The sequence below is a fragment of the Pseudomonas sp. PA15(2017) genome (assembly GCF_001945395.1).
Lineage (GTDB): Bacteria > Pseudomonadota > Gammaproteobacteria > Pseudomonadales > Pseudomonadaceae > Aquipseudomonas.
This window is the reverse complement of sequence record NZ_MSXV01000020.1, coordinates 113,483-136,930: the sequence shown is the minus strand read 5'-3', so window position 1 is coordinate 136,930 and position 23,448 is coordinate 113,483. Positions and strand designations below refer to the sequence as shown.

The 23,448-nt window shown below is 63.4% G+C and carries 26 protein-coding genes and 1 pseudogene; 11 read left to right on the top strand and 16 right to left on the bottom strand.

Annotated elements, in window-relative coordinates:
* Window positions 1-158: 158 nt before the first annotated feature.
* Both BVH03_RS07750 and BVH03_RS07745 read right to left on the bottom strand, forming a co-directional pair.
* Window positions 159-488, bottom strand: a complete 330-nt coding sequence (locus tag BVH03_RS07750; protein WP_075960623.1) for an RnfH family protein — start codon at window positions 486-488, stop codon at window positions 159-161.
* Entirely contained in the window at window positions 478-915 is a 438-nt protein-coding gene (locus BVH03_RS07745) for a type II toxin-antitoxin system RatA family toxin (RefSeq protein WP_075960622.1), read from the bottom strand. Before BVH03_RS07745 ends, BVH03_RS07750 begins: the two co-directional genes overlap by 11 nt.
* A gap of 353 nt (window positions 916-1,268) precedes the next feature.
* On the opposite strand from BVH03_RS07745, the gene smpB reads away from it, so the two are divergent.
* Window positions 1,269-1,751, top strand: coding sequence for an SsrA-binding protein SmpB (gene smpB / locus BVH03_RS07740; protein WP_013792693.1), 483 nt, complete (start codon window positions 1,269-1,271; stop codon window positions 1,749-1,751).
* A gap of 63 nt (window positions 1,752-1,814) precedes the next feature.
* Here the strand turns inward: smpB and BVH03_RS07735 are convergent, their stop codons facing one another.
* Complete coding sequence (locus BVH03_RS07735; protein ID WP_075960621.1) at window positions 1,815-2,582, bottom strand: GntR family transcriptional regulator; 768 nt, start codon at window positions 2,580-2,582, stop codon at window positions 1,815-1,817.
* Between the two features lie 297 nt (window positions 2,583-2,879).
* Between BVH03_RS07735 and BVH03_RS07730 the strand changes: the two genes are divergently transcribed.
* The 6 genes from BVH03_RS07730 to BVH03_RS07705 all read left to right on the top strand — a co-directional run bounded on the left by BVH03_RS07730 (window position 2,880) and on the right by BVH03_RS07705 (window position 9,360).
* The gene (locus BVH03_RS07730) at window positions 2,880-4,565 is read left to right on the top strand and encodes a lactate permease LctP family transporter (RefSeq protein ID WP_075960620.1); all 1,686 of its coding nucleotides are present in this window, start codon (window positions 2,880-2,882) and stop codon (window positions 4,563-4,565) included.
* A gap of 167 nt (window positions 4,566-4,732) precedes the next feature.
* Window positions 4,733-5,872, top strand: coding sequence for an FMN-dependent L-lactate dehydrogenase LldD (lldD, locus tag BVH03_RS07725; RefSeq protein WP_075960619.1), 1,140 nt, complete (start codon window positions 4,733-4,735; stop codon window positions 5,870-5,872).
* Window position 5,873: 1 nt separating this feature from the next.
* Complete coding sequence (gene dld, locus BVH03_RS07720) at window positions 5,874-7,580, top strand: D-lactate dehydrogenase (RefSeq protein WP_075960618.1); 1,707 nt, start codon at window positions 5,874-5,876, stop codon at window positions 7,578-7,580.
* A 322-nt stretch (window positions 7,581-7,902) separates the two neighbouring features.
* On the top strand, window positions 7,903-8,382 hold the full coding sequence (locus tag BVH03_RS07715) for an Lrp/AsnC family transcriptional regulator (protein WP_027903635.1): 480 nt from the start codon (window positions 7,903-7,905) through the stop codon (window positions 8,380-8,382).
* 314 nt (window positions 8,383-8,696) lie between these two features.
* The gene (locus BVH03_RS07710; protein ID WP_075960617.1) at window positions 8,697-8,900 is read left to right on the top strand and encodes a DUF2788 domain-containing protein; all 204 of its coding nucleotides are present in this window, start codon (window positions 8,697-8,699) and stop codon (window positions 8,898-8,900) included.
* 61 nt (window positions 8,901-8,961) lie between these two features.
* On the top strand, window positions 8,962-9,360 hold the full coding sequence (locus BVH03_RS07705; protein ID WP_075960616.1) for a globin: 399 nt from the start codon (window positions 8,962-8,964) through the stop codon (window positions 9,358-9,360).
* A gap of 10 nt (window positions 9,361-9,370) precedes the next feature.
* Here the strand turns inward: BVH03_RS07705 and BVH03_RS07700 are convergent, their stop codons facing one another.
* Both BVH03_RS07700 and BVH03_RS07695 read right to left on the bottom strand, forming a co-directional pair.
* Window positions 9,371-9,940 (bottom strand): pseudouridine synthase, encoded by a 570-nt coding sequence (locus BVH03_RS07700; RefSeq protein WP_168175602.1) that lies wholly within the window; start codon window positions 9,938-9,940, stop codon window positions 9,371-9,373.
* 148 nt (window positions 9,941-10,088) lie between these two features.
* Window positions 10,089-10,991: pseudogene (locus BVH03_RS07695) on the bottom strand (LysR substrate-binding domain-containing protein); the annotation flags it as partial.
* 126 nt (window positions 10,992-11,117) lie between these two features.
* On the opposite strand from BVH03_RS07695, the gene BVH03_RS07690 reads away from it, so the two are divergent.
* Together BVH03_RS07690 and lipA are read left to right on the top strand one after the other, a co-directional pair.
* A complete protein-coding gene (locus BVH03_RS07690; RefSeq protein WP_075960614.1) occupies window positions 11,118-11,513 on the top strand; it encodes a RidA family protein in 396 nt (131 codons plus the stop codon).
* A gap of 126 nt (window positions 11,514-11,639) precedes the next feature.
* A complete protein-coding gene (gene lipA / locus BVH03_RS07685; RefSeq protein ID WP_075960613.1) occupies window positions 11,640-12,692 on the top strand; it encodes a lipoyl synthase in 1,053 nt (350 codons plus the stop codon).
* Between the two features lie 63 nt (window positions 12,693-12,755).
* On the opposite strand, the gene lipB is transcribed toward lipA, so the two are convergent.
* On the bottom strand, window positions 12,756-13,379 hold the full coding sequence (gene lipB, locus BVH03_RS07680) for a lipoyl(octanoyl) transferase LipB (RefSeq protein ID WP_075960612.1): 624 nt from the start codon (window positions 13,377-13,379) through the stop codon (window positions 12,756-12,758).
* The gene (locus tag BVH03_RS07675; RefSeq protein ID WP_075929161.1) at window positions 13,379-13,657 is read right to left on the bottom strand and encodes a DUF493 domain-containing protein; all 279 of its coding nucleotides are present in this window, start codon (window positions 13,655-13,657) and stop codon (window positions 13,379-13,381) included. Before BVH03_RS07675 ends, lipB begins: the two co-directional genes overlap by 1 nt.
* Here BVH03_RS07675 and BVH03_RS26315 point away from each other — a divergent pair.
* Window positions 13,656-13,802 carry a hypothetical protein gene (locus BVH03_RS26315; RefSeq protein WP_168175599.1) on the top strand — a complete coding sequence of 49 codons (147 nt, stop codon included), beginning with the start codon at window positions 13,656-13,658 and terminating at the stop codon, window positions 13,800-13,802. The genes BVH03_RS07675 and BVH03_RS26315 overlap by 2 nt on opposite strands.
* Window positions 13,803-13,868: 66 nt before the next feature.
* On the opposite strand, the gene BVH03_RS07670 is transcribed toward BVH03_RS26315, so the two are convergent.
* The 9 genes from BVH03_RS07670 to BVH03_RS07630 all read right to left on the bottom strand — a co-directional run bounded on the left by BVH03_RS07670 (window position 13,869) and on the right by BVH03_RS07630 (window position 23,208).
* Window positions 13,869-15,044 carry a D-alanyl-D-alanine carboxypeptidase family protein gene (locus BVH03_RS07670; protein ID WP_075960611.1) on the bottom strand — a complete coding sequence of 392 codons (1,176 nt, stop codon included), beginning with the start codon at window positions 15,042-15,044 and terminating at the stop codon, window positions 13,869-13,871.
* A 269-nt stretch (window positions 15,045-15,313) separates the two neighbouring features.
* Entirely contained in the window at window positions 15,314-16,327 is a 1,014-nt protein-coding gene (locus BVH03_RS07665; RefSeq protein ID WP_075960610.1) for a septal ring lytic transglycosylase RlpA family protein, read from the bottom strand.
* Window positions 16,324-17,337 carry a lytic murein transglycosylase B gene (gene mltB / locus BVH03_RS07660; protein WP_075960630.1) on the bottom strand — a complete coding sequence of 338 codons (1,014 nt, stop codon included), beginning with the start codon at window positions 17,335-17,337 and terminating at the stop codon, window positions 16,324-16,326. The genes BVH03_RS07665 and mltB overlap by 4 nt, the downstream gene beginning before the upstream one ends.
* Window positions 17,338-17,354: 17 nt before the next feature.
* A complete protein-coding gene (gene rodA / locus BVH03_RS07655; RefSeq protein WP_177344899.1) occupies window positions 17,355-18,458 on the bottom strand; it encodes a rod shape-determining protein RodA in 1,104 nt (367 codons plus the stop codon).
* Between the two features lie 44 nt (window positions 18,459-18,502).
* Window positions 18,503-20,407 (bottom strand): penicillin-binding protein 2, encoded by a 1,905-nt coding sequence (gene mrdA, locus BVH03_RS07650; RefSeq protein WP_075960608.1) that lies wholly within the window; start codon window positions 20,405-20,407, stop codon window positions 18,503-18,505.
* Between the two features lie 12 nt (window positions 20,408-20,419).
* Entirely contained in the window at window positions 20,420-20,887 is a 468-nt protein-coding gene (gene rlmH / locus BVH03_RS07645; RefSeq protein WP_075960607.1) for a 23S rRNA (pseudouridine(1915)-N(3))-methyltransferase RlmH, read from the bottom strand.
* A 9-nt stretch (window positions 20,888-20,896) separates the two neighbouring features.
* Window positions 20,897-21,256: a ribosome silencing factor gene (gene rsfS / locus BVH03_RS07640; protein WP_027903646.1), complete on the bottom strand. Its 360-nt coding sequence runs from the start codon at window positions 21,254-21,256 to the stop codon at window positions 20,897-20,899.
* 42 nt (window positions 21,257-21,298) lie between these two features.
* Complete coding sequence (gene nadD / locus BVH03_RS07635; protein WP_075960606.1) at window positions 21,299-21,943, bottom strand: nicotinate-nucleotide adenylyltransferase; 645 nt, start codon at window positions 21,941-21,943, stop codon at window positions 21,299-21,301.
* On the bottom strand, window positions 21,943-23,208 hold the full coding sequence (locus tag BVH03_RS07630) for a glutamate-5-semialdehyde dehydrogenase (protein WP_075960605.1): 1,266 nt from the start codon (window positions 23,206-23,208) through the stop codon (window positions 21,943-21,945). Before BVH03_RS07630 ends, nadD begins: the two co-directional genes overlap by 1 nt.
* Here BVH03_RS07630 and BVH03_RS25850 point away from each other — a divergent pair.
* Window positions 23,207-23,440, top strand: a complete 234-nt coding sequence (locus BVH03_RS25850) for a hypothetical protein (protein WP_143485909.1) — start codon at window positions 23,207-23,209, stop codon at window positions 23,438-23,440. The two genes, BVH03_RS07630 and BVH03_RS25850, sit on opposite strands and share 2 nt — an antisense overlap.
* The last annotated feature ends 8 nt before the right edge of the window (window positions 23,441-23,448 follow it).

Here is a 23,448-nt window from a genome sequence, read left to right as displayed (position 1 = left end):
CGGAGGGATGTTTCTGGATCACCGTCCAAGGCCGGGAAGAACCAGGACGGTGAAGATTTCCAAAACCCGATATCCAGTGGATCGTAAGGCTGCTCCGCTTAAGTGAACAGCATTACGGCCCCGCCGGGGCTTTTTCATTGCCCACTGGAACGTGCCAGCTAGCGCCGATCAGCGCCCCCTTGCTGTTTCGCCCGCTCCGCCGCCTGGGCAGCGCGGCGCTTGCGCACCTCCTTGGGATCGGCCAGCAACGGCCGATAGATCTCCACGCGATCACCATCTTCCAGCACTTGCGTCTCGGGCGACGTCACCACCTTGCCGAACAGGCCCAGCGGCGCCTTAGCCAGATCCAGCCCCGGGAAATCCGCCTGCAGCCCGGACTGCAAGGCCGCCTGGCGTACCGTGCTGTGCGCGGGCAATTGCAGGGTGATCAGCTTCTGCCGGTCAGGCGCGGCAAAGACCACCTCCACCGATAGCCGATCACTGGCCATGGAGCTCCTTGGCGCGCTGGCAGAAGGCATCGACCATGGTGTTGGCGGCCTGATTGAACAGCGGCCCCAAGGTCGCACGCACGATCGGGCCGGCGTAGTCGAAGGTCAGATCGAGGCTGATCTTGCAGGCCTTTTCGCCTAACGCCTTGAACGTCCACTGGCCATGCAGGTGCTCGAATGGGCCGTCTTCCAGGTTCAGCTCGATCGACTGCCCCGGCACCAGCACATTGCGCGTGGTGAAGCGCTGGCTCAGCCCGGCCTTGGCGACTTCGAGGCTGGCGACCATGTGCGCCTCGCTGGCCTCGATGACCTTGCTCGACGCACACCAGGGCAGGAACTCGGGATAACGCTCGACATCGTTGACCAAGTCATAGAGAGCCTGGGCCGGGTAAGGGAGCAAGGCCGAGCGCTGGATGTGAGTACTCATAACAATTGAATTTCCACGGTTGGCGACATCGCAGCAGCGCGATGTCGCGGGCTGATGCTCTTACAACAGACATCAACCCGAAGCGAGTATCCCAATATTGTCGGGGATTCGCCCTGAGGGCTCAAGCGCACGGCTGCCACAGCGCTTTCAGGGTCTGTACGGGGCGTTTCCGAGCGAAGCTCAGGCGAGGCAAATATCGATGAGGACGTGGGGTTTTACTATCAATGAGCAGGCCGACTGGCCTCGCACTAGTCGTTTTCCAACGAAGTATCACCGAACGCAGGTACTTTTCGCACAGAGCCTGACGCGCCTGCATGGCGCTCCGTCACCTGACTCCCTATAATGCGCCGCCTATGGCTAAACAAAAGAAACACCCGCAAGGCAGCATCGCCCAGAACAAGAAGGCGATGCACGACTATTTCGTGGAGTCCCGCTTCGAGGCCGGCCTGGCGCTGGCCGGCTGGGAAGTGAAGAGCCTGCGTGCCGGCAAGGCCCAGTTGGTCGACAGTTACGTCCTGCTCAAGGACGACGAAGCCTGGCTGATGGGCTGCCATATCACGCCGCTGAAGACTGCCAGCACCCACGTCATTGCCGACCCCACTCGCACGCGCAAGCTGCTGCTCAATCGTCGCGAGCTGGAAAAGCTGTTCGGTGCCGTACAGCAGAAGGGCCATACCTGCGTGGCGCTGTCGCTGTACTGGAAACAGCATCTGGTGAAGTGCGAGATCGCCCTGGCCAAGGGCAAGAAGGATTTCGACAAGCGCCATACCGAGAAAGAGCGTGATGCCGACCGCGAAGTGCAGCGCGCCATGCGTAGCAAGGGCAAGGACGAATAACTGCGGTTCCACCAACAGCAGCGCCCTGCCCTTCATCTCAACTGCCTTGAACCCCGCGCCGCTCTAGAGGCCCTTGCGCCGCTGCGCACGTAGCTCGCGCACTTCCTGCTGCAACACATCGGCCAACACTTCCTGCACGTAATCGATGTGTTGATTGGACAGCGTGCGCGCATCCTCGGCACGCCCCTGCATGATCGCTTCGTACAGGGCGCGATGCTGGGTGTTGAGCATGCCGCGGGTCTCGCCACGCAGGGCATACATGCCGCCGATATTGGTGACCACGTTGCGCTTGAGCAGGTCGAACAGCCCACGAATGGTGTGCAGCAACACGGCGTTATGGCTGGCCTCGGCAATGGCCAGGTGAAAGCTGGCGTCCGCTGCGCCCTCTTCCGCCCGTGTCACCTCGCCGGCGCGACCGTAACAATCCTGCAGACGCTCGAACGCCTCGCTCAGACGCTGACGATCCACATCGGTGGCGCGCAATGCGGCGTAGTAGGCGCAGGAACCTTCCAGGGTATGCCGGAACTCGAGCAGATCGCGCTGTGCATCGGTATTGCTTTCCAGCAGGTGCATCAGCGGGTCACTGAAGGTCGAGCCCAGGTTCTCGCACACGTAGGTACCGCCACCCTGGCGACTGGTGAGCAGGCCCTTGGCTGCAAGCTTCTGAATCGCTTCACGCAGCGATGGGCGTGACACGCCGAACTGCTCGGCAAGCACCCGCTCGGCCGGCAGCCGCTCGCCAGCCTTGAGCGTGCCCTCGAGAATCATGGCCTCGAGGCGCTCGACGATATCGTCTGACAGACGCCTCTGGCGCAGCGGACCAAAGTTCATTGCTTCAACACTCCACGCACCCCGCAGACGGCGCCAGATCGCCCGGCTGCCGAAAATCCGTGCAGCCTACCCAGTGGCATCTAGCGCCACAAGCGCAGCGCTGTTCGGCGCCCACTGCGACCAAAGTCGCAACGGCGCAAATTGACGCACCCGAGCAAAAGAAATTATTCTGGCGCTCGCCAATTGTAAATTGGTCTTACCAATAATAACGAATCCGTTCGCAAAACTGCTCTGCATTCGGTGAATCACCAGCAGCTCGCGATCAGGCGATACCAACAACAATCAGCGAGCCTCCCCATGCAAACATGGCAACAGTTCTACACGCCGCTCGGCAGCCTTGGCCTGTCCGCACTCGCGGCCGTGATTCCCATCGTCTTCTTCTTTCTCGCCCTCGCCGTATTCCGCCTCAAAGGGCATGTAGCGGGCAGCATCACTCTGGCGCTGTCGATCATCATCGCCATCGCCGCCTTCGGCATGCCGGTGGACATGGCCCTGGCCGCTGCCGGCTACGGCTTCGCCTACGGCCTGTGGCCGATTGCCTGGATCATCGTTGCGGCAGTATTCCTCTACAAACTGACCGTCAAGAGCGGCCAGTTCGAAGTCATCCGCAGCTCGGTGCTGTCGATCACCGATGACCAGCGCCTGCAGGTGCTGCTGATCGGCTTCTCGTTCGGTGCGTTCCTGGAAGGCGCGGCGGGCTTCGGCGCACCGGTGGCGATTACCGCCGCCCTGCTCGTCGGCCTGGGGTTCAACCCGCTCTATGCAGCCGGCCTGTGTCTGATCGCCAACACCGCCCCGGTGGCGTTCGGCGCCCTGGGCATCCCGATCATCGTCGCCGGCCAGGTCACGGGCATCGACGCTTTCAAGATCGGCGCCATGACCGGTCGCCAGTTGCCCATCCTGTCGATCATCGTGCCGTTCTGGCTGGTGGCGATGATGGACGGCTGGAAAGGCATCCGCGAAACCTGGCCGGCTGCGCTGGTGGCTGGCGTGAGCTTTGCCATCACCCAGTACTACACCTCCAACTACATCGGCCCGGAGCTGCCGGACATCACCTCGGCGCTGGTCAGCCTGGTATGCCTGACCCTGTTCCTCAAGGTCTGGCAGCCCAAGCGCGCTGCCGACAGCCAGGTCGCCGGCACTTCCGGTGGCGCTGCGGTGGCCGGCGGCTTCGGTGGTGCGCGCAGCACCACGCCGTCGCCCTACAGCTTCGCGCAGATCCTCAAGGCCTGGTCGCCCTTCCTGATTCTTACCGCCATGGTCACCGTCTGGACGCTGAAACCCTTCAAGGCGCTGTTCGCCACCGGCGGCACGCTGGATCACCTGGTGTTCATGCTGCCGATCCCGCATCTGGATCAGTTGGTGGTGAAGGTCGCCCCCATCGTCGCCAACCCGACGCCGATCGCTGCCGTCTTCAAGCTCGATCCGATCTCGGCGACCGGCACTGCGATCTTCTTCTCCGCCGTCCTGTCGATGCTGGTCCTGAAGATCACTCTTATAAATGGTCTGACCACTTTGAAGGAAACCTTCTACGAACTGCGCTGGCCCATCCTGTCCATCGGCATGGTGCTGGCATTCGCCTTCGTCACCAACTACTCCGGCATGTCGACTACCCTGGCCCTGGTGCTGGCGGGAACCGGTGCGGCCTTCCCGTTCTTCTCGCCATTCCTCGGCTGGCTGGGCGTGTTCCTGACCGGCTCGGACACCTCGTCCAACGCGCTGTTCGGCTCGCTGCAAGCCACCACGGCGCACCAGATCGGCGTCAGCGACACCTTGCTGGTGGCGGCCAATACCAGCGGCGGCGTGACCGGCAAGATGATTTCACCGCAATCGATCGCCGTGGCCTGTGCCGCGACCGGCATGGTCGGCAAGGAATCCGACCTGTTCCGCTTCACGCTCAAGCACAGCCTGATCTTCGCCACCTTCGTCGGCCTGATCACCTTGGCGCAGGCGTACTGGCTGACCGGCATGCTGGTGCACTGAGGTACGAGCAGCTGCGCGTCGGCCCTGCGGCCACGCGCTGTTCAGAATCACTGAATGCAAAACGCAGCGCCCTGTTCCAGGGCGTGCTACACACCCAAAGCCCGCGACAGTGTCCGGGCTTTGTCGCTGCCGCGGCGACGCGCCAGCCCAGACACGGAATAGAGCCCATGATCATTTCTGCCTCCACCGACTACCGCGCCGCTGCCCAACGGCGCCTGCCGCCGTTTCTGTTCCACTACATCGATGGCGGCGCCTATGCCGAATACACCCTCAAGCGCAACGTCGAAGACCTGGCAAGCATCGCCCTGCGCCAGCGCGTGCTGAAGAACATGGCCGAGCTGAGCCTGGAAACGAGGCTGTTCGGCGAAACCTTGTCGATGCCGGTGGCCCTGGCCCCGGTCGGCCTGACCGGCATGTACGCGCGCCGCGGTGAAGTGCAGGCCGCCAAGGCAGCGGCAGACAAGGGCATCCCCTTTACGCTGTCGACCGTGTCGGTGTGCCCGATCGAAGAGGTGGCGCCCGCCATCAGCCGCCCCATGTGGTTTCAGCTCTACGTGCTCAAGGATCGCGGCTTCATGAAGAACGCCCTGGAGCGCGCCAAGGCCGCGGGCGTGACTACCCTTGTGTTTACCGTGGACATGCCCACCCCTGGCGCCCGTTACCGCGATGCCCACTCCGGCATGAGTGGGCCGAACGCTGCCATGCGCCGCATGTTGCAGGCTTTCACCCATCCGGCCTGGGCCTGGGACGTGGGCCTGATGGGCAAGCCTCACGATCTGGGCAACATCTCCACCTACCGCGGCAGCCCGACCGGGCTGGCTGATTACATCGGCTGGCTGGGCGCCAACTTCGACCCGTCGATTTCCTGGAAGGATCTGGAGTGGATTCGTGAATTCTGGGACGGCCCGATGGTGATCAAGGGCATTCTCGACCCTGAAGATGCGCGCGACGCGGTCAAATTCGGCGCCGACGGCATCGTGGTGTCCAACCATGGCGGCCGCCAGCTCGATGGCGTGCTGTCCAGTGCCCGCGCCCTGCCGGCCATCGCCGACGCGGTGAAAGGCGACCTGAAGATTCTCGCCGACTCCGGCGTCCGCAGCGGGCTCGATGTGGTGCGCATGATCGCCCTCGGCGCGGATACGGTGATGCTCGGCCGCGCCTTCGTGTATGCCCTGGCTGCCGCAGGCGGCGCCGGGATAAGTAACCTGCTGAGCCTGATCGACAAGGAAATGCGCGTGGCCATGGTGCTGACCGGCGCCAGATCTATCGACCAGATCAGCGCTGATTCACTGGTTCGGGAGCTCTGAGATGATCAGCCGCGACAGCCTGCTCAAACAACTGCGCGACGCCGTCGGCCACGACCACGTGCTCACCGACGGGCAAAGCACCCGACGCTTTCGCAAGGGCCACCGTACCGGCGAGGGCAACGTGCTGGCCGTGGTGCGCCCGGCCACCCTGCTGGAACAGTGGCGGGTGCTGGAAGCCGCCGTGGCCGCCGACCGCATCGTCATCATGCAGGCGGCCAACACCGGCCTGACCGGCGGCTCGACGCCGGACGGCAATGATTACGACCGCGAAATCGTGCTGATCAACACCCTGCGCATCACCGGCGTACAGCTGATCAACGACGGCGCGCAGGTGATATGCCTGCCCGGCGCCACCCTCGACCGCCTGGAGCAGGCCCTGGCGCCCCTCGGCCGTGAGCCGCATTCGGTGATCGGCTCGTCGTGCATCGGCGCCTCGGTGCTCGGCGGCGTGTGCAATAACTCCGGGGGCTCGCTGGTACGCCGTGGGCCGGCCTACACCGAGCTCGCGCTCTATGCTCAGGTGAAGGAAGACGGCAGCCTGGAGCTGGTTAACCACCTGGGTATCGACCTGGGCAACAGCCCGGAGGAAATCCTCACTCGCCTGCAGCGCGGCGACTACAGCCCGCACCAGGTCAGCAACGAGGCAGCCGGCAAAGCCTCGGACCAGCGTTACGGCGAGCACGTACGCGATGTCGACGCCGACACGCCGGCACGTTTCAATGCCGACCCGTCACGGCTGTTCGAAGCCTCGGGCTCGGCAGGCAAGCTGTGCCTGTTCGCCGTGCGCCTGGACACCTTCCCCAAGGAGCCGAGTACGGTCTTCTACATCGGCACCAACGCCGCGGACGACCTGACCGAGGTGCGCCGCCACCTGCTCAATCGGCTGCCGAGCCTGCCGATCGCCGGCGAATACATTCACCGCACCGCCTTCGACATCGGCGAGCGGTACGGCAAGGACACCTTCTTGCTGATCGACCGTTTCGGCACCGCCCGAGTGCCGGCGGCCTTCGCCCTGAAGAGCAGGGTGGACGGCTTCTTCGAGCGCTTCGGCCTGCGCGGCGTCAGTGACCGCATCATCCAGTTGGCCATGAACCTGTTACCCAGCCACCTGCCGGCGCGCATGCGCCAGTACCGCGACCGCTTCGAACATCACCTGATGATTCGCGTGGCCAACGACAGCCTGGACGAAACCCGGCGTTTTCTCGCCGAGTACTTCGGCAGCGCCAGCACCAGGGCCTTTTTCGAGTGCGACGCCGACGAGGGCCGCAAGGCCTTTCTGCATCGTTTCGCCATTGCCGGCGCGGCGATACGCTACCGTGAGGCGCACCCCGGCAGCGTCGAGGACATTCTCGCCCTGGATATCGCCCTGCGTCGCAACGACCGCGACTGGGTGGAAACGCTACCGGCGCACCTGGAAGCGCAGATCATCCACAAGCTCTACTACGGGCACTTCTTCTGCCATGTGTTCCACCAGGACTACATCGTCAAGAAGGGCGTCGATCCGATCGCCATGGAACACGCCATGTGGAAGCTGCTCGACGAGCGCCGCGCCGAGTATCCGGCCGAGCACAATGTTGGCCATCTCTACGTCGCCAAACCGGCTTTGACGGACTTCTACCGTGAATTGGACCCGACCAATGCCTTCAACCCGGGCATCGGCCAGACGTCGAAGAAAAAGCACTGGGAATCCTGCTGTCAAAACCACTGAGGTCCGAAAAGAACAAAGGGGAGACCTCTCGGCCTCCCCTCTCGTAGATGTCCTGTGCTGGCAATTCTGTCGCCGCTTTCGTCGCCCGCCTGGTTGGGCAGTGCGGACCCGGGTGCCGTGACGACCCGGTAGGGTCGGCGGCGCCAGCTCCCCTGGTTGGGCGAGCCGGGTGGACGTTTCGTCCGGGCCGTGAAACTGAGGTAAAGATTACGCCCACGGCTGCGACGAAAGATTGCTAACATTGCTAACCAGACAACCAATTGCGCAATAATAAATCGTCAAACACAACAAAACAGCAATCATATAACGAAACCAGTTAATCATGAACAAACTTGATCGCTACGACCTGAATATTCTCGCCGAATTGCAGCGCGACGCGACGCTGTCCAACCAGGAACTGGCCGAGCGTATCGGCCTGTCGCCCTCGCCCTGCTCACGCCGCGTCAAGCAACTGCAAGATGACGGCTATATCACTGGCCAGGTCGCACTGCTCGACCGCCGCCAACTGGGGCTCACCCTGACCGCCTATGTACTGATCGGCATGGATCGCCATACGCCCGAACGCTTCGAACACTTCCAGGAAGAAATCCGCAAATGCCCGGAAGTGCTGGAATGCTGCCTGGTCACCGGGATGGACGCCGACTACCAGCTCAAGGTGGTAGTGCCCGACATGGATCATTACCAGAAGCTGCTGCTCGGCACCCTGACCCGGATCGATGGCGTGTCCAGCGTGCGCTCGAGCTTCGTGCTGCAGCAGATCCTCTCCAGCACTCAACTGCCCCTGCAGCACCTGCGCGGCTAGGGTCTGTTCACAATCTTCCAGCCCAGGCTCGCCGATTCTGGCAGTTAAGTGGCGGGAGCGGCCTTTCCCCGATCCATTGTGGGAGCGGGCCATGCGCGCAAAAAATCGCGGGCATGGCGCGCTCCCACAGGCACTTCATCAATGGCCGCTTCTGCCTTGTGGTTGCCGCTTCATGCGCACGCGAGCCTTTGAACAGGCTCTAAGACCATCGGGCAACTACGCCTACCGACCAGCAACACTGTAATATCCACATCTTTGTTGTGCCTAGCCGCCCACCCTTGGGCGGCAGCCGATGGATCGCCGCCGAGGTCAGGATGGAACCCGAGTTTTTCGAAGAGCTGATGATGACCCTGCTGGTCGGCGGCCTGGTGCTGTTCATGGCGTTCATTGTCTGGGATCTGGCGAAGAAGTCCCGCGCTGGCCGCTTCGGCACCTTCATCCTGTTCTTCGCCCTGGGCCTGGGCGTACTCGGCTTTCTCATCAAGAGCCTGGTCATCGCTGGCCTGAAAGGCGTCTGAAGCCTACAAAAGAATCGCGGCGCCCGCCGCATTGTCTTGTCTGCTGCCCATGGAGAAATACATGAACGCCACTGATCGCGTCATGCAGAGTTACGGACGCTGCTGTGCCAGCCCAACTTTTTTCGATGACTTCTACCGGCATTTCCTCGCCAGCTCACCGGCCGTGCGCGAGAAATTCATCAATACCGACATGGCCGCGCAGAAGCTGCTGCTGCGCCAGGGCATTCTCAACCTGGTGATGCACGCCCGCGGCATGCCGGACACCAAGCTGCGCGCCCTCGGCTGCACCCACGCGCGCAACGCCATGGATATTCGCCCCGAGCTCTACGATCTGTGGCTGGAAGCGCTGCTCAAGACCATCGTGGAGCACGACCGGCAAGCCGATGCGGCCACCTTGCAAGGTTGGCGCGAGGTGCTGACCAAGGGCATCAGCGTGATCAAGGCAGGTTACGACGGCTAAGCCGCCCGATTCAGTCGAGGCGCGGCGACAGGTCGCGCCACTCCCCCGGCTGCAGACCCTCCAGGGACCAGGGACCGATGCGCACGCGCACCAGGCGCAGGGTCGGCAAGCCGACCGCTGCCGTCATGCGCCGCACCTGGCGGTTACGGCCCTCGCGAATCACCAGCTCCAGCCAACTGGTGGGCACGCTCTTGCGAAAGCGTACCGGCGGATTACGCGGCCACAGCTCGGGCTCATTCAATTGCCGCGCCTCGGCAGGCAGCGTCGGCCCATCGTTGAGCTGCACGCCGTCGCGTAACTGCTTCAGCTGTTCAGCGCTGGGCTCGCCTTCTACCTGCACCCAATAGGTCTTGGCCAGCTTGTGCTTGGGGTCGGCGATCTTCGCCTGCAGTTGTCCGTCATTGGTGAGCAGCAGCAAACCTTCGCTGTCGCGATCCAACCGGCCAGCCGGATACACGCCGGGCACGGCGACGAAATCCTTGAGCGTGGCGCGGCCCTGGTCGTCATTGAACTGGGTCAGTACGTCGAACGGCTTGTTGAGCACGATCAACCGCGGCTCGGCGGGCGGGGCCTTGGCCACTCGGTAAGGACGCAATGCAGGGCGTTTGGGTCGAGACATGCGACGAACATCATGGCGAAACGGGCGCGTAGTTTACCGCAACGCCGCTGCGATCCGGGACACAGGATCGCCTCTGCCCGGTCGTTCCGCGACCGCTGCGGTCGATCACCGGCGCATGCAGCGCCATGAGCTCGACGATCCACTCGATGAACACCCGCAGCTTGGCGCTGACGTGACGGTTGGGCGGATAGGCGATGTACATGGGCATCGGCTCGAACTGCCAATCCGTGAACACCGCGACCAGCTCGCCACGCTGCACATGCTCATCGGCCATGTAAGTGGGTAGCCAGAGCACGCCCAACCCGGCCAGGCCGGCGGCCTGATAGGCATTGCCGTCATCCACCGCCAGTACGTAGCGACCCTCCACCTCCAAGCGTTCGGCGCCGCGCTGCATGCGGTAGGCAAACAGCTTGCCGGCCCGTGCCCGCTTGAAACCGACGATGCGGTGGTGGCTGTCGACCAATTCCTGCGGGTGCAGCGGCGTACCACAGCGCTGCAGGTATTCCGGCGCAGCATAGACGCCGGAACGCAGATCGCCAACGCGGCGGGCCATCAGTGACTGATCGGTGATTTCCCCGCCGCGGATCACGCAATCGACATTCTCGCCGAGCAGGTCGACGAGACGATCACTGGCGCCGAGATCGAGTTGGATATCCGGATAGCGGGCATGAAAGGCCGGCAGCGAAGGCACCAGAATCAACCGCGCAAACGGGCTCGGCACGTCGACGCGCAGGCGCCCGCGCGGCTGGCTGCTGGCGTCGGACAGGCTGGTCTCGGCGTCGTCCATGTCGGCCAGCAGGCGCACCACGCGCTCGTAATAGGCAGCGCCATCGGCGGTCACCGCTACCTTGCGGGTGGTGCGATTCAGCAGGCGCACGCGCAAACGCGCCTCGAGCTGCTGCACCAGTTGGGTCACGCTGGTCTTGCTCATGTGCAGGGTGTCGGCGGCCTTGGTGAAGCTGCCTGACTCCACCACCCGGGCGAAGGCGCGCATCGCGTCGAATCGGTCCATCTGCTCAACCGCTGATTGTTTGGGATTTGCAAACAGTGTTGAACGAACTGGCCGGTTTATCCAGCACCCCAGCGTTTCTAAAGTGAGCCCATCACTTGAACGGGCCACAGGCCCAGAGGAGACGACATGACAACTCGCGACGTGGTTTTCCCCGCCGGCCGCCAGGCCCTTTACGAACGCAACCGCTATTCACCGGCAGTGCGCTCCAACGGTTTGCTGTTCGTATCCGGCCAGGTGGGCAGTCGCCCGGACGGCTCGCCCGAGCCGGAGCTCAAGGCCCAGGTTCGCCTGGCCTTCGAGAATCTCAACGCGGTGCTCGAGGCCGCCGACTGCAGCTTCGACGACGTGGTCGACGTGACGGTTTTCATCGTCAACCCCGAAGAGCGCTTCGAGACCATCTGGGAAGTGGTGCCCGAGTATTGGGGCGAGGCGCCTTTTCCGAACATTACCTGCGTGGGCGTGACCTGGCTGTATGGCTTCCAGTTCGAGATCAAGGTGATCGCCAAGCTGCCGGGCACCTGATCGCCGCCCCAGACCGCTCCCAGGGGCAGACGGTCGGGCGCTTGCCGCTGCGCGCTGTGATACACTGCGCGGCAGCCAAAAGCTGCCCCTCCGCCACCGCAGCCCCTACCGGAGCCGAGATTTTCGATGTCCGATACTGCCCCCCCGAAGCCCATCGCCAGCGGCGAAAAATTCCGCACCGCGCAGGGTATTACCGCCATCAAGGATGGCCAGAAGCGCCGCGCCTCGACCGAAGCCAAGGTGTACGAGCCCAAGCCGAGCTGGTTGCGGGTCAAGGCGCCGGGCGGCAGCCGTTTCGAAGCGGTCAAGCGTAACGTCGGCGAGCATCGCCTGAGCACCGTCTGCCAGGAATCACACTGCCCGAACATGGGCGAGTGCTGGTCCAACGGCACGGCGACCATCATGCTGATGGGCTCGGTGTGCACCCGGGCCTGCCGCTTCTGCGCGGTGGACACCGGCAACCCGAATGGCTGGCTGGACAAGGAAGAGCCGCAGAACACCGCCAAGTCGGTGGAGCTGATGGCCCTGCGCTACATCGTGCTGACCTCGGTGGACCGCGACGACCTGCCTGACGGTGGCGCTGCGCACTACGCGGCCTGCGTCCAGGCGATCAAGGCCAACACCCCGCAGGTGGTGGTCGAAGCCCTGACGCCCGACTTCGACGGCGACCTGGCGTGCATCGAGCGCGTAGTGGATTCGGGCCTCGAGGTGTTCGCCCAGAACGTCGAAACCGTCAACCGCCTGACCCGCGAAGTGCGCGACCCGCGCGCCGGCTACCGCAAGACTCTCGATGTACTGGCCCACGCCAAGCGCCATCGTCCCGATGTGCTCACCAAGACCAGTCTGATGCTCGGCCTGGGCGAGACCGACGACGAAGTGTTCGAGGCCATGGAAGACATGCGCGCCGTGGGCGTGGACATTCTCACCCTCGGCCAGTATCTGCAGCCGACCCGCAACCACCTGCCAGTCAAGCGCTGGGTGAGCCCGGACGAGTTCAACCGCTTCCGCGACATCGGCCTGCGGATGGGCTTCATGGAAGTGGCCGCTGGCCCGCTGGTACGCTCCAGCTATCGCGCCGACAAGGTATTCGAGAAGAACAACCTGGGCCTGGCTGCGCCGGTTCCGGTGCCGGGCCAGCAGGTCGACAACAGCCTGATCCCCGCGCTGAACGTCAACTGAGCACGCTCTACCGGACAAACCAAAAAGGGACGCCTCGGCGTCCCTTTTTCGTTGTTTGCAGTATTAGGCGTAGCCCAACCGCTGGCGTAGCACCTGCTCAAGGCGCCTGGCGACCTCATCGAAGGCAGGCGGCGTCGCCACCAGATCCTTCAATTGGATCATCCTCAAGCCAGCATAGCCGCACGGATTGATGCGCCCGAAGGGTGTCATGTCCATGTCGACGTTGAGTGCCAGGCCGTGGAACGAACAACCGCGCCGCACCCTCAGGCCCAGGGAAGCGATCTTGTCACCCTGGACGTAGACACCTGGCGCATCGGCCTTGGGCGCTGCCTCCACGCCGTAGCTGGCCAATACCTCGACCAACGCCTGCTCCATCACCGTGACCAACTCACGGACGCCAAGGTCGAGACGACGCAAATCCAGCATCAGGTAGCCGACCAGTTGACCGGGGCCGTGGAAGGTCACCTGCCCGCCGCGCTCGACCTGCACCACCGGAATCTCGCCCGGCGCCAGCAGATGCTCGGGCTTGCCCGCCTGCCCCTGGGTGAACACCTGCGGGTGCTGCAGCAGCCAGATCTCGTCGGGCGTGGTTTCATCGCGCTCGGCGGTCAGCGTGCGCATCGCCTCGAGGGTCGGCAGATAGTCCACCAACCCGAGGTGGCGCACGATCAACTCGGCTGCGGCCACTACAGCACCATGTGTACGCGGCCGGTGGCGCGCAGGTCGACGTGGATGGCCTGCAACTGCTCGACGCCAGTGGCGGTGATCAGCACCTGTACGGAAAGGAAGCGCCCCTTGCTGCTGTCGCGCGTGACCAGGGTGCCGGCATCGAGATCCGGAGCGTGGCGCTGGATCACCTCGATCACCATATCAGTGAAGCCGTCGCCAGCCTCACCGATCACCTTGATCGGGTAATTCTTGCAGGGAAATTCGATTTTCGGAGCTTGTACGTCGGTATCGGTCATGATGTTCCTGATCCAGAATGAAACGCCCTCGGATCCAGAGCGTGTGAAAACTACTGCGCTCGGCCATGCGGCGTTAAAAACCGGCTCAAAATGCTCATTTACACTACGTAAACTGCGCTTTTTCGCCGATTTTTGCCTTGCCTGACCTTCGCTCGCTACGTTTTCACCCTGCTTGGTTCGAGGGCGTTCATCACAACATGGGGGCTGGCTGTCAGTTAAACAAGCCGTAGAAGAACAACCGGATGCTATCCCACAGCTGGCGGAAGAAACCACCCTCTTCGACGGCTTCCAGGGCTACCAAATCGGCGCTGTGCACCACCTGGTCCCCCATTTTCACTTCCACCTTGCCGATCAGGTCACCCTGGGCGATCGGTGCGGTGATCTGCTGATTCAGGCTCATGCTCGCCTGCAACTTCTCCAGCTGGCCCTTGGGCAGCGTGAGGGTCAGGTCATGGGCCAGACCGGCCTTGACCTGGGACGCCTGGCCTTTCCATACCGGCGCCTGCGCCAGTTCGGCACCCTTCTGGTAGAAGGTGCGGGTTTCGAAGAAGCGGAAACCGTAGGTCAGCAGCTTTTGGGTTTCAGCGGCACGAGCGCTTTCGCTGTCGGTGCCGAATACCGAGGTGATCATCCGCGCGCCGTCACGTACGGCCGATGCGACCAGGCAGAAACCCGCTTCGTTGGTATGGCCGGTCTTCAGACCATCGACGGTGCGGTCGCGCCACAGCAGCAGGTTGCGGTTGGGCTGCTTGATGTTGTTCCACAGAAACTCTTTCTGCGAATAGATGGCGTAGTGCTCGGCGTCTTCGTTGATGATCGCACGGGCCAGGATCGCCATGTCGTGAGCACTGGAATAGTGATCAGGATGGGGCAGACCGGTGGCGTTCATGAAGTGGCTGTTCTTCATGCCCAGGCGCTCGGCGGTAGCGTTCATCATGTCGGCGAAGGCATCTTCGCTGCCGGCAATGTGCTCGGCGATGGCGATGCTGGCGTCGTTGCCGGACTGAATGATCACACCATGCAGCAGCTCGTCGACGGTCGCCTGGCTGTTGACTGGCAGGAACATGGTCGAGCCACCCGAGGCCGCGCCGCCGGTACGCCAGGCGTGCTCGCTGATGGTGACCTTGTCCTGCTCACCGATCTTGCCGTTGCGAATTTCCAGCGTGGCGATGTAGGCGGTCATCAGCTTGGTCAGGCTCGCCGGCGGCAGGCGCTGGTCGGCATTGTTCTCGACCAGGACGTTGCCACTGGCACCGTCCATCAGCACGTAGGATTTGGCTGCCAGTTGCGGAGGAGCCGGCAGCGGCGCCTGGTTTGCCCAGGCACTGGAGGTGCCGAGCAGCGTAAGTGACAGGAAGATGCGTTGCGCGAAGCTGGTGATTTTCATCCGTCTCTCTAGATCGCTGGAGGGTGGAACAGGCCCTCACGGGCCGATATGAAACGTGGGCGCCGCACCGCGACGAACCACTGCTTAGTCAGGCGGCGAGCCATTTAGTTGCTCGCCCGAACCGGCCTCAGAGCCTGTTCACGATCTCGCGAGCTAGCGCGATACAACGCAAAAACAAGCGAGGAAGTAGAGTTTACAAGTAGTAAATGAGCATTCCGAGCTTGTTTTTAACGCAGTAGCGCCGACGCGCAGCAGATCGTGGCAGGTTCTCAGTCCGCCTTGACCAGGGTTGCTTGCCCAAGGTTGGCGACACGAATGCTGTCACGCACTCGGTCAGCCTCGCCCTGGCTGCTGATCGGTCCCAGTCGCACGCGGTGCAGTATCTGCTGGTTGCGCACCACTGAGTTGATGAATACCGGGGCACTCACCGATTCGCTCAGCTTGGACTTGAGAAGCTCCGCAGCGTCGGGATTGGCGAAGGCTCCCACTTGGAGATACAGGCCAGACGCTGCGGCTGAACCGTTTTTTTTTGAGTCGATCTGCACCGGCACGGTGGCGGCAGCGTGCTGCTGCGGTGGCGGGGAATAGCTTTCCACCGGCGCGTTGGCCAGCCTCAGCTGTTCCATCTGCGCGGGCTGCACCTTGGCCATCTGCGGCTGCTTGATCATCATCGGCACCGGGCGCCCCTGCTGGGCCCACCACTCGGTGGGGTCGATGCCTTCGACACGTACCTGGGCGGTGCCCTTTTCGGCGTAGCCAAGCTTCTTGGCGGCGGCGAAGGACAAATCGATGATGCGGTCGGAATAGAACGGGCCACGGTCGTTGACGCGCAGGATCGCGCTCTTGCCGTTCTCCAGGTTGGTCACCCGCACATAGCTGGGCAGCGGCAGGGTCTTGTGCGCTGCGGTCATGCCGTACAGGTCATAGGCCTCACCGTTGGCGGTGGCCTGACCATGGAACTTGGTGCCGTACCAGGACGCCGGGCCGGTGGCCACGTAGCGGCGGGCATCGGCGATCGGGTAGTACTGCTTGCCGAAGACCACATAAGGGCTGGCCTTGACCGGGCCATAGTGCGGCATGGGAATGGCGTCCTGAATCTTCGACACATCGACGTCCCACCAGGGCGCGCCGTCCTTGTGCGGACGGTTGAAATCACTGGGGCCGGACATCGAGCTGCCCGCCTGGCCTGGCGCCGAACTGGTCGGCGCGCGGCTGGAGGAACAACTGGCCAGCAGCAGAACAGCGACGCCGCAGGCGGCCAGCTTGAACGGCAAGCGTGTCATTGATTGGCACCTCGGGCCTGAACCAGCAACTCGGACAGCTGATTGACCGCCATGGCGTACATCACGCTGCGGTTGTAGCGGGTGATCACGAAGAAATTCGGCTGGCCCAGCCAGTACTCGGGGCCTTCGGCGCCGTCGAGACGAAACGCGGTCACCGGCAGGTCGTCGGCCAGCACGTCGTTGCTCGACCAGCCCAGGGCACGCAGCTCGCCTACGGTCTTCTCGGGATCCAGGCCGGCGCTCAGGCCCTGATCGACCTGCTCGCCCTTGACGCTCGCCAGGCTGGCCACCGGCTGCCCGGGCTGCCAGTTGTGACGTTTGAAGTAGCTGGCCACGCTGCCGATGGCGTCGGTCGGGTCGCTCCAGATATTGATGTGGCCGTCGCCGTCGAAATCCACGGCGTAGGCGCGGAAGCTGCTTGGCATGAATTGCGGCAGGCCCATGGCACCGGCGTAGGAGCCCTTCAGGCTTGCCGGGTCGACCTGTTCCTCACGGGTCAGCATGAGGAACTCACGCAGCTCCTTGCGAAAGAACGGCGCGCGTGGCGGGTAATCGAAGGCCAGGGTCGACAGGGCATCGATCACCCGGTAGCTGCCGGTGTTGCCACCGTAAGAGGTTTCCACGCCAATGATCGCGACGATGATTTCGGCCGGTACGCCGTATTCCTTCTCGGCACGCGCCAGGGCTTCGGCGTGCTCGTTCCAGAACGCCACGCCTTTGTTGATGCGCGCGTCGGTGATGAAGATCGGCCGGTATTCCTTCCATGGCTTGACCCGCTCGGCAGGTCGCGAGATGGCATCGAGGATGGCCTGTTTGCGTTCGACGCCGGCGAACAGCGTACTCAGCTGCTCGCTGGCAAAGCCGTAGTCGCGGGTCATTTCGGTGATGAACTCGCCGACCTGCGGCGAGTTCGTGTATTCCCCGGCAGCCATCGCCTGCGGCGCTCCGAGCAGGCCGGCGACCGCCAGCCATTGTGCATGTCGTGCGGCCCAGCCACGCAGAATCTGCATTGAATTCATAACCCCAATCAAGCCTGAGCGATCCACTTACGGTGCGTGTGGATGGACATCAGGATTCCGAAACTCGACAACAACGTAATCAATGACGTGCCGCCATAACTGATGAACGGCAGCGGCACTCCCACTACCGGCAACAACCCGCTGACCATGCCGATATTGATGAACACATAAACGAAGAAGGTCATGGTCAAACCGCCGGCAAGCAGCTTACCGAACAGCGTCTGCGCTTGCACGGTAATCACCAGACCGCGTGCAATCAACAGAATGTATAAGAGCAGCAACAGACAGACACCAATCAGGCCGAATTCTTCGGCCAGAACGGCAATGATAAAGTCCGTGTGGCTTTCCGGCAAAAAGTCCAGGTGCGACTGGGTGCCGAGCAGCCAGCCCTTGCCAAACACGCCGCCCGAGCCGATCGCAGCCTTGGACTGGATGATGTTCCAGCCGGCGCCCAGCGGATCGCTTTCCGGGTTGATGAACGTCAGCACCCGGCGCTTCTGGTAATCGTGCATGACGAAGAACCACATGGCCACGGCAATCGGTGCCACCGCCGCCACGGCGCCGGCGATCCAGCGCCACTGCAGGCCGGCCATGAACAGCACGAAGGCGCCGGAAGCGAGGATCAGCAGCGAGGTGCCCAGATCCGGCTGCAGCAGAATCAGCACGAATGGCGTGACGATCAACCCGAGGCTCACCGACACGTGCTTGAGGCTCGGCGGTAGCGTGCGCTTGGACAGGTACCAGGCCATGGTCGCGGGCATCAGGATCTTCATGAATTCCGAAGGCTGGAAGCGGATAACCCCGGGGATGTTGATCCAGCGGGTGGCGCCCATGGCGTTGTGGCCCATGACGTCCACCACCACCAGCAGGCCGACACCGCACAGGTAGCCCAATGGCACCCAGCGGGCCATGAAGCGTGGCTCGAACTGAGCGATGACCACCATCGCCACCAGACCGATACCAAAGGATGAGGCCTGCTTCATCAGCAAGTCGACGTTCTTGCCACTGGCCGAGTAGAGAACGAACAGGCTGCCGGTAGCGAGCAACAGCAGCAGCAACAGCAGGATGCCGTCGATATGCAGGCGCTGCAGCAGGCTGGAGCGGCGGCGCAGGACATCGTCGCTGGATAGTGTGCGGTCGAAGCTGCCGGTCAGGCTCATGGGTGCTTCACCTTTGCATTGAGCGGCGCCGTGGCACCGGGCTTGACGTATTCGGCCTTGAGCTGGCCGTTCTCATCGAGCAACCAGGCATCCATCACCTGCTTGACCACTGGCGCACCGACGCCGGAGCCGGACTCACCGTTTTCGACCATCACCGCGACCACGATCTGTGGATTGTCCGCCGGCGCGAAACCGACGAACAGTGCGTGGTCACGATGACGCTCCTGCACCTTGCTGCGGTCGTACTTCTCGCCCTGCTTGATCGCCACGACCTGGGCGGTACCGCTCTTGCCGGCGATGCGATAAGCGGCGGCATCACCGACCTTGCGCGCGGTACCACGGGCACCGTGCATCACCGACTCCATACCTTCGCGGGCGTAATCCCAGTATTTGGGGTCGCGCAACACGATGTCCGGCATCGGATTGGGGTCATGGGGCAGGCTGCCGTCGATGGTTCTCGCCAGGTGCGGGCGAATCCACTTGCCTTTAGTGGCCACCAGTGCCGTGGCCTGGGCCAGTTGCAGCGGCGTGGCCTGCATGTAGCCCTGGCCGATGCCGAGGATCAGCGTTTCGCCGGGGTACCAGGGCTGGCGATAGCGGGCGCGCTTCCAGTCCCGCGACGGCATCAGGCCGGCGGTTTCCTCGAACATGTCCAGGGACACGCGCTGGCCGATGCCGAAACGGGTCATGTAGTCGTGCAGGCGATCGATACCCATCTTGTGGGCCAGATCGTAGAAGTAGGTGTCGTTGGAACGCATGATCGCCATGTTCAGATCTACCCAGCCATCGCCGGTACGGTTCCAGTTGCGGTATTTGTGGCTGTTGTTGGGCAACTGATAGAAGCCGGGATCGAACACCCGCGAGCTGGCCGTCACCACCCCAGCGTCGAGGCCGGCGACCGCCACCATCGGCTTGATGGTCGAGCCCGGCGGATACAGGCCGCGCAACACACGGTTGTAGAGCGGCCGGTCGATGGAGTCACGCAGCTCGCCGTACGCCTTGAAGCTGATGCCGGTGACGAAGGGGTTGGGGTCGAAGCTCGGCTGGCTGACCATCGCCAGCACCTCACCGGTCTGCGGCTGGATCGCCACCACCGCGCCACGCCGTCCGCCCAGGGCGTTCTCGGCGACTTCCTGCAGATGCACGTCAAGGGTCAGCACCACGTCCCGGCCGGGCAATGGGTCGGTGCGATTGAGCACGCGTAGCACACGGCCGCGGGCATTGGTCTCGACCTCTTCGTAGCCGACCTTGCCGTGCAATTCATTTTCGTAGAACCGCTCGATGCCGGTCTTGCCGATATGGTGGGTACCGCTGTACTCCACCGGGTCGAGTTCCTTGAGTTCCTTCTCGTTGATACGCCCGACGTAGCCGACCGAATGGGCAAAATGCTCGCGCTGCGGGTAATGGCGCACCAGCTGTGCGACCACCTCGACGCCGGGCAGACGAAACTGGTTAACCGCCAGCCGGGCGATCTGCTCCTCGCTGAGTTCGAACAGCACCGGTACCGGCTCGAACGGTCGCCGCCCCTGCCTGACGCGGCGCTCGAACAATTCGCGATCATCCGGGGGAAGTTCCAGCACCTCGACGATCACGTCCAGCACCTTTTCCCAGTCACCGGCGCGCTCGCGGGTCAGGGTCAGGCTGAAGCTGGGCCGGTTGTCGGCGATGATCACGCCGTTGCGGTCGTAGATCAGCCCGCGGTTGGGCGGAATCGGCTGCACGTGGATGCGGTTGTTTTCCGCCAGAGTGGAGTGGTACTCGTACTGAATCACCTGCAGGTAATACATGCGGGCGATCAGCACCAGGGTCAGCACCAGGAATACTGCGCCACCGACCAGCGCGCGCTTGCGAATCAGGCGCGCGTCCTTCTCGTGATCTTTTAGGCGGATCGGCTGGGGCATCGGGACTGCTGACTACTTGTGATAGGGGTGACCGGACAACACCGTCCAGGCACGATAGATCTGTTCGCCGACCAGTATCCGTACCAGCGGGTGGGGCAAGGTCAGCGGCGACAGCGACCAGCGCTGCTCGCTACGCGCCATCACATCCGGCGCCAGCCCCTCGGGGCCACCGACCATCAGATTGACCGTGCGTGAGTCCAGCCGCCACTTGTCCAGCTCGACCGCCAGTTGCTCGGTGCTCCAAGGTCGCCCTTCGACTTCCAGGGTGACGATGCGTTCCCCGGGCTGCACCTTCGCCAGCATGGCCTCACCTTCCTGGCGGATCATCCGCGCCACGTCGGCATTCTTGCCGCGCGTGGTCAGGGGAATCTCCACCAGTTCCAGGGACAGCTCGGAAGGCATGCGCTTGGCATATTCCTGCCAGCCGTCCTCGACCCAGCGCGGCATGCGCGAGCCGACTGCGATCAGTTTGATGCGCACGGGAACGCCTTACTCGCGCTCGCCGCCCTGCTGGGCACGGCTCTGCTCGGCGCCCTGCCACAGACGCTCCAGGTCGTAGAACTGGCGGGTGGTCGGCAGCATCACGTGAACGACGATGTCGCCCAGGTCGAGCAGCGCCCACTCGCCGCTGTCCAGGCCTTCGCTACCGATCGGGCGCACGCCCTGCTCCTTGGTCTTTTCCAGCACGTTGTCGACCAGCGACTTGACGTGACGGCTGGAGGTGCCGCTGGCGATCACCATGTAGTCGGTGATGCTGGTCTTCTCACGCACGTCAATGGTGGTGATGTCCTGGGCCTTGATTTCTTCCAGTGCTGCGATGGCCACTTTGACCAGGTCTTCACTGTGCATGGTTTTGTCCGTCATAACGTGCTCGTTTGCCTCGTGTTCGATTCACCCACGGTACAGTCCATGGGCGTTGATATAAGCCAGAACCGCATCGGGCACCAGGAAGCGCACCGAGCGGCCGTTCGCCAATAGCGAACGAATCTGGGTGGCAGACACCGCCAGGGGCGTCTGCCAGATGAAAGAAATCTGTCCTGCCGGCCCTTGCAGTGCCAGCGGGTCTGCCACGTTGCGCGCGGCCACCAGGTCGCGCAGTGGCTCGCTCGCTTCGCTGTCGGCATCCGGGCGCTGCAGTACCAGAATGTGGCAGTGCTGCAGCAGCTCGGTCCAACGGTGCCAGGCTGGCAAACCGCAAAAGGCATCCCAGCCCAGAATCAGAAACAACTGGTCGTCCGCGGTCAGCTCAGCGCGCAGCGACTCCAGGGTGTCGATGCTGTACGACGGCTTGTCGCGCTTGAGTTCGCGATCATCCACCTGCAGCGGCGAGAGCCCCGCCACCGCCCGCTCGACCATCGCCAGGCGGTCCCGCGCCCCGACCTGCGGGGTTTCACGGTGTGGCGGCCGCGCACTGGGGATCAGCCGCAACTCGTCCAGCGCCATGAACTCGGCCACCTCCAGTGCACCGCGCAAGTGGCCGATATGCACCGGGTCGAACGTACCGCCGAGCAAGCCGATGCGCCTGGGATCGGCCATCAGGTGCGCACGTGCCCGTCGCCGAATACCACGTATTTCTCGCTGGTCAGCCCTTCCAGGCCGACCGGGCCGCGGGCATGCAGCTTGTCGGTGGAAATACCGATCTCGGCGCCCAGGCCGTACTCGAAACCATCGGCGAAGCGCGTCGAGGCGTTGACCATCACCGAGCTGGAATCCACTTCGGTGAGGAAACGCCGCGCATCGCTGAAGTTCTCGGTGATGATCGCGTCGGTGTGCTGCGAGCCGTAGGTGTTGATGTGCTCGATGGCGGCGTCCAGCGAGTCGACCACGCGGATCGCCAGGATCGGCGCATTGTACTCGGCGTACCAGTCGTCTTCGCTGGCCTCCTGCATGTCATCACCGAGCAGCGCACGGGTCTGCGCGTCGCCGCGCAGCTCGACGCCCTTGTCGCGGTAGATGGCGGCCAGCGGCGGCAGCACACGGCCGGCGATGTCGGCGTGCACCAGCAGGGTTTCCATGGCATTGCATGGCGAGTAGCGCTGGGTTTTCGCGTTGTCGCAAACGCGGATGGCCTTGTCGAGATCGGCGGCGATATCCACGTAAACGTGGCAAACGCCGTCGAGATGCTTGATCACCGGCACCTTGGCGTCACGGCTGATCCGCTCGATCAGGCCCTTGCCGCCGCGCGGCACGATGACATCGACGAATTCGGGCATGGTGATCAGCGCGCCCACGGCAGCACGATCAGTGGTTTCCACCACCTGCACCGCGCTGGCCGGCAGACCGGCCTCGGCCAGGCCGGCCTGGATGCAGCGAGCGATGGCCTGATTGGAATGAATCGCTTCCGAGCCGCCACGCAGGATGGTGGCGTTGCCGGACTTCAGACACAGGCTGGCGGCATCGATGGTCACGTTGGGCCGCGACTCGTAGATGATGCCAATCACCCCCAACGGTACGCGCATCTTGCCGACCTGGATGCCGGATGGCAGGTAGCGCATGCCCTGGATCTCGCCGATCGGGTCGGGCAGCGTGGCGACCTGACGCAGGCCTTCGATCATGCTGTCGATGACCTTCGGAGTCAGGGCCAGACGGTCGACCATGGCCGGCTCCAGGCCACTGGCGCGGGCGGCGGCCAGGTCCTGTTCATTGGCGGCGGTCAGCTCGTCACGTGCCGCGTCGAGGGCAGCGGCGGCGGCGTGCAGGGCCTGGTTCTTCTGCGCGGTGCTGGCCCGCGCGAGCACGCGCGAAGCCTGGCGGGCGGCGCGGCCCAGGCGGGTCATGTAGTCAAGCACGGACTCGGTCATGGCAACTCAGGTCGGCAGTTGGAAAAAGTTGCTGATTATAGCGGTCATGCCGCCCCGCGCACAGCGGCGCCTGGCAGATGGTCATCAACGGCTTGTAACCGCACGTTTGAACGCCCTTTCAATCGCCCGGCGCGTTGCTATGATCGGCCGCTGTCGCCGCCTGATCGCGTTCGCCCGCCAAAGGAACCGCTTTTCAGCTGGGCAGGTCGAAGCCTCGATTTCTCCTCTATGAAGGTGTCC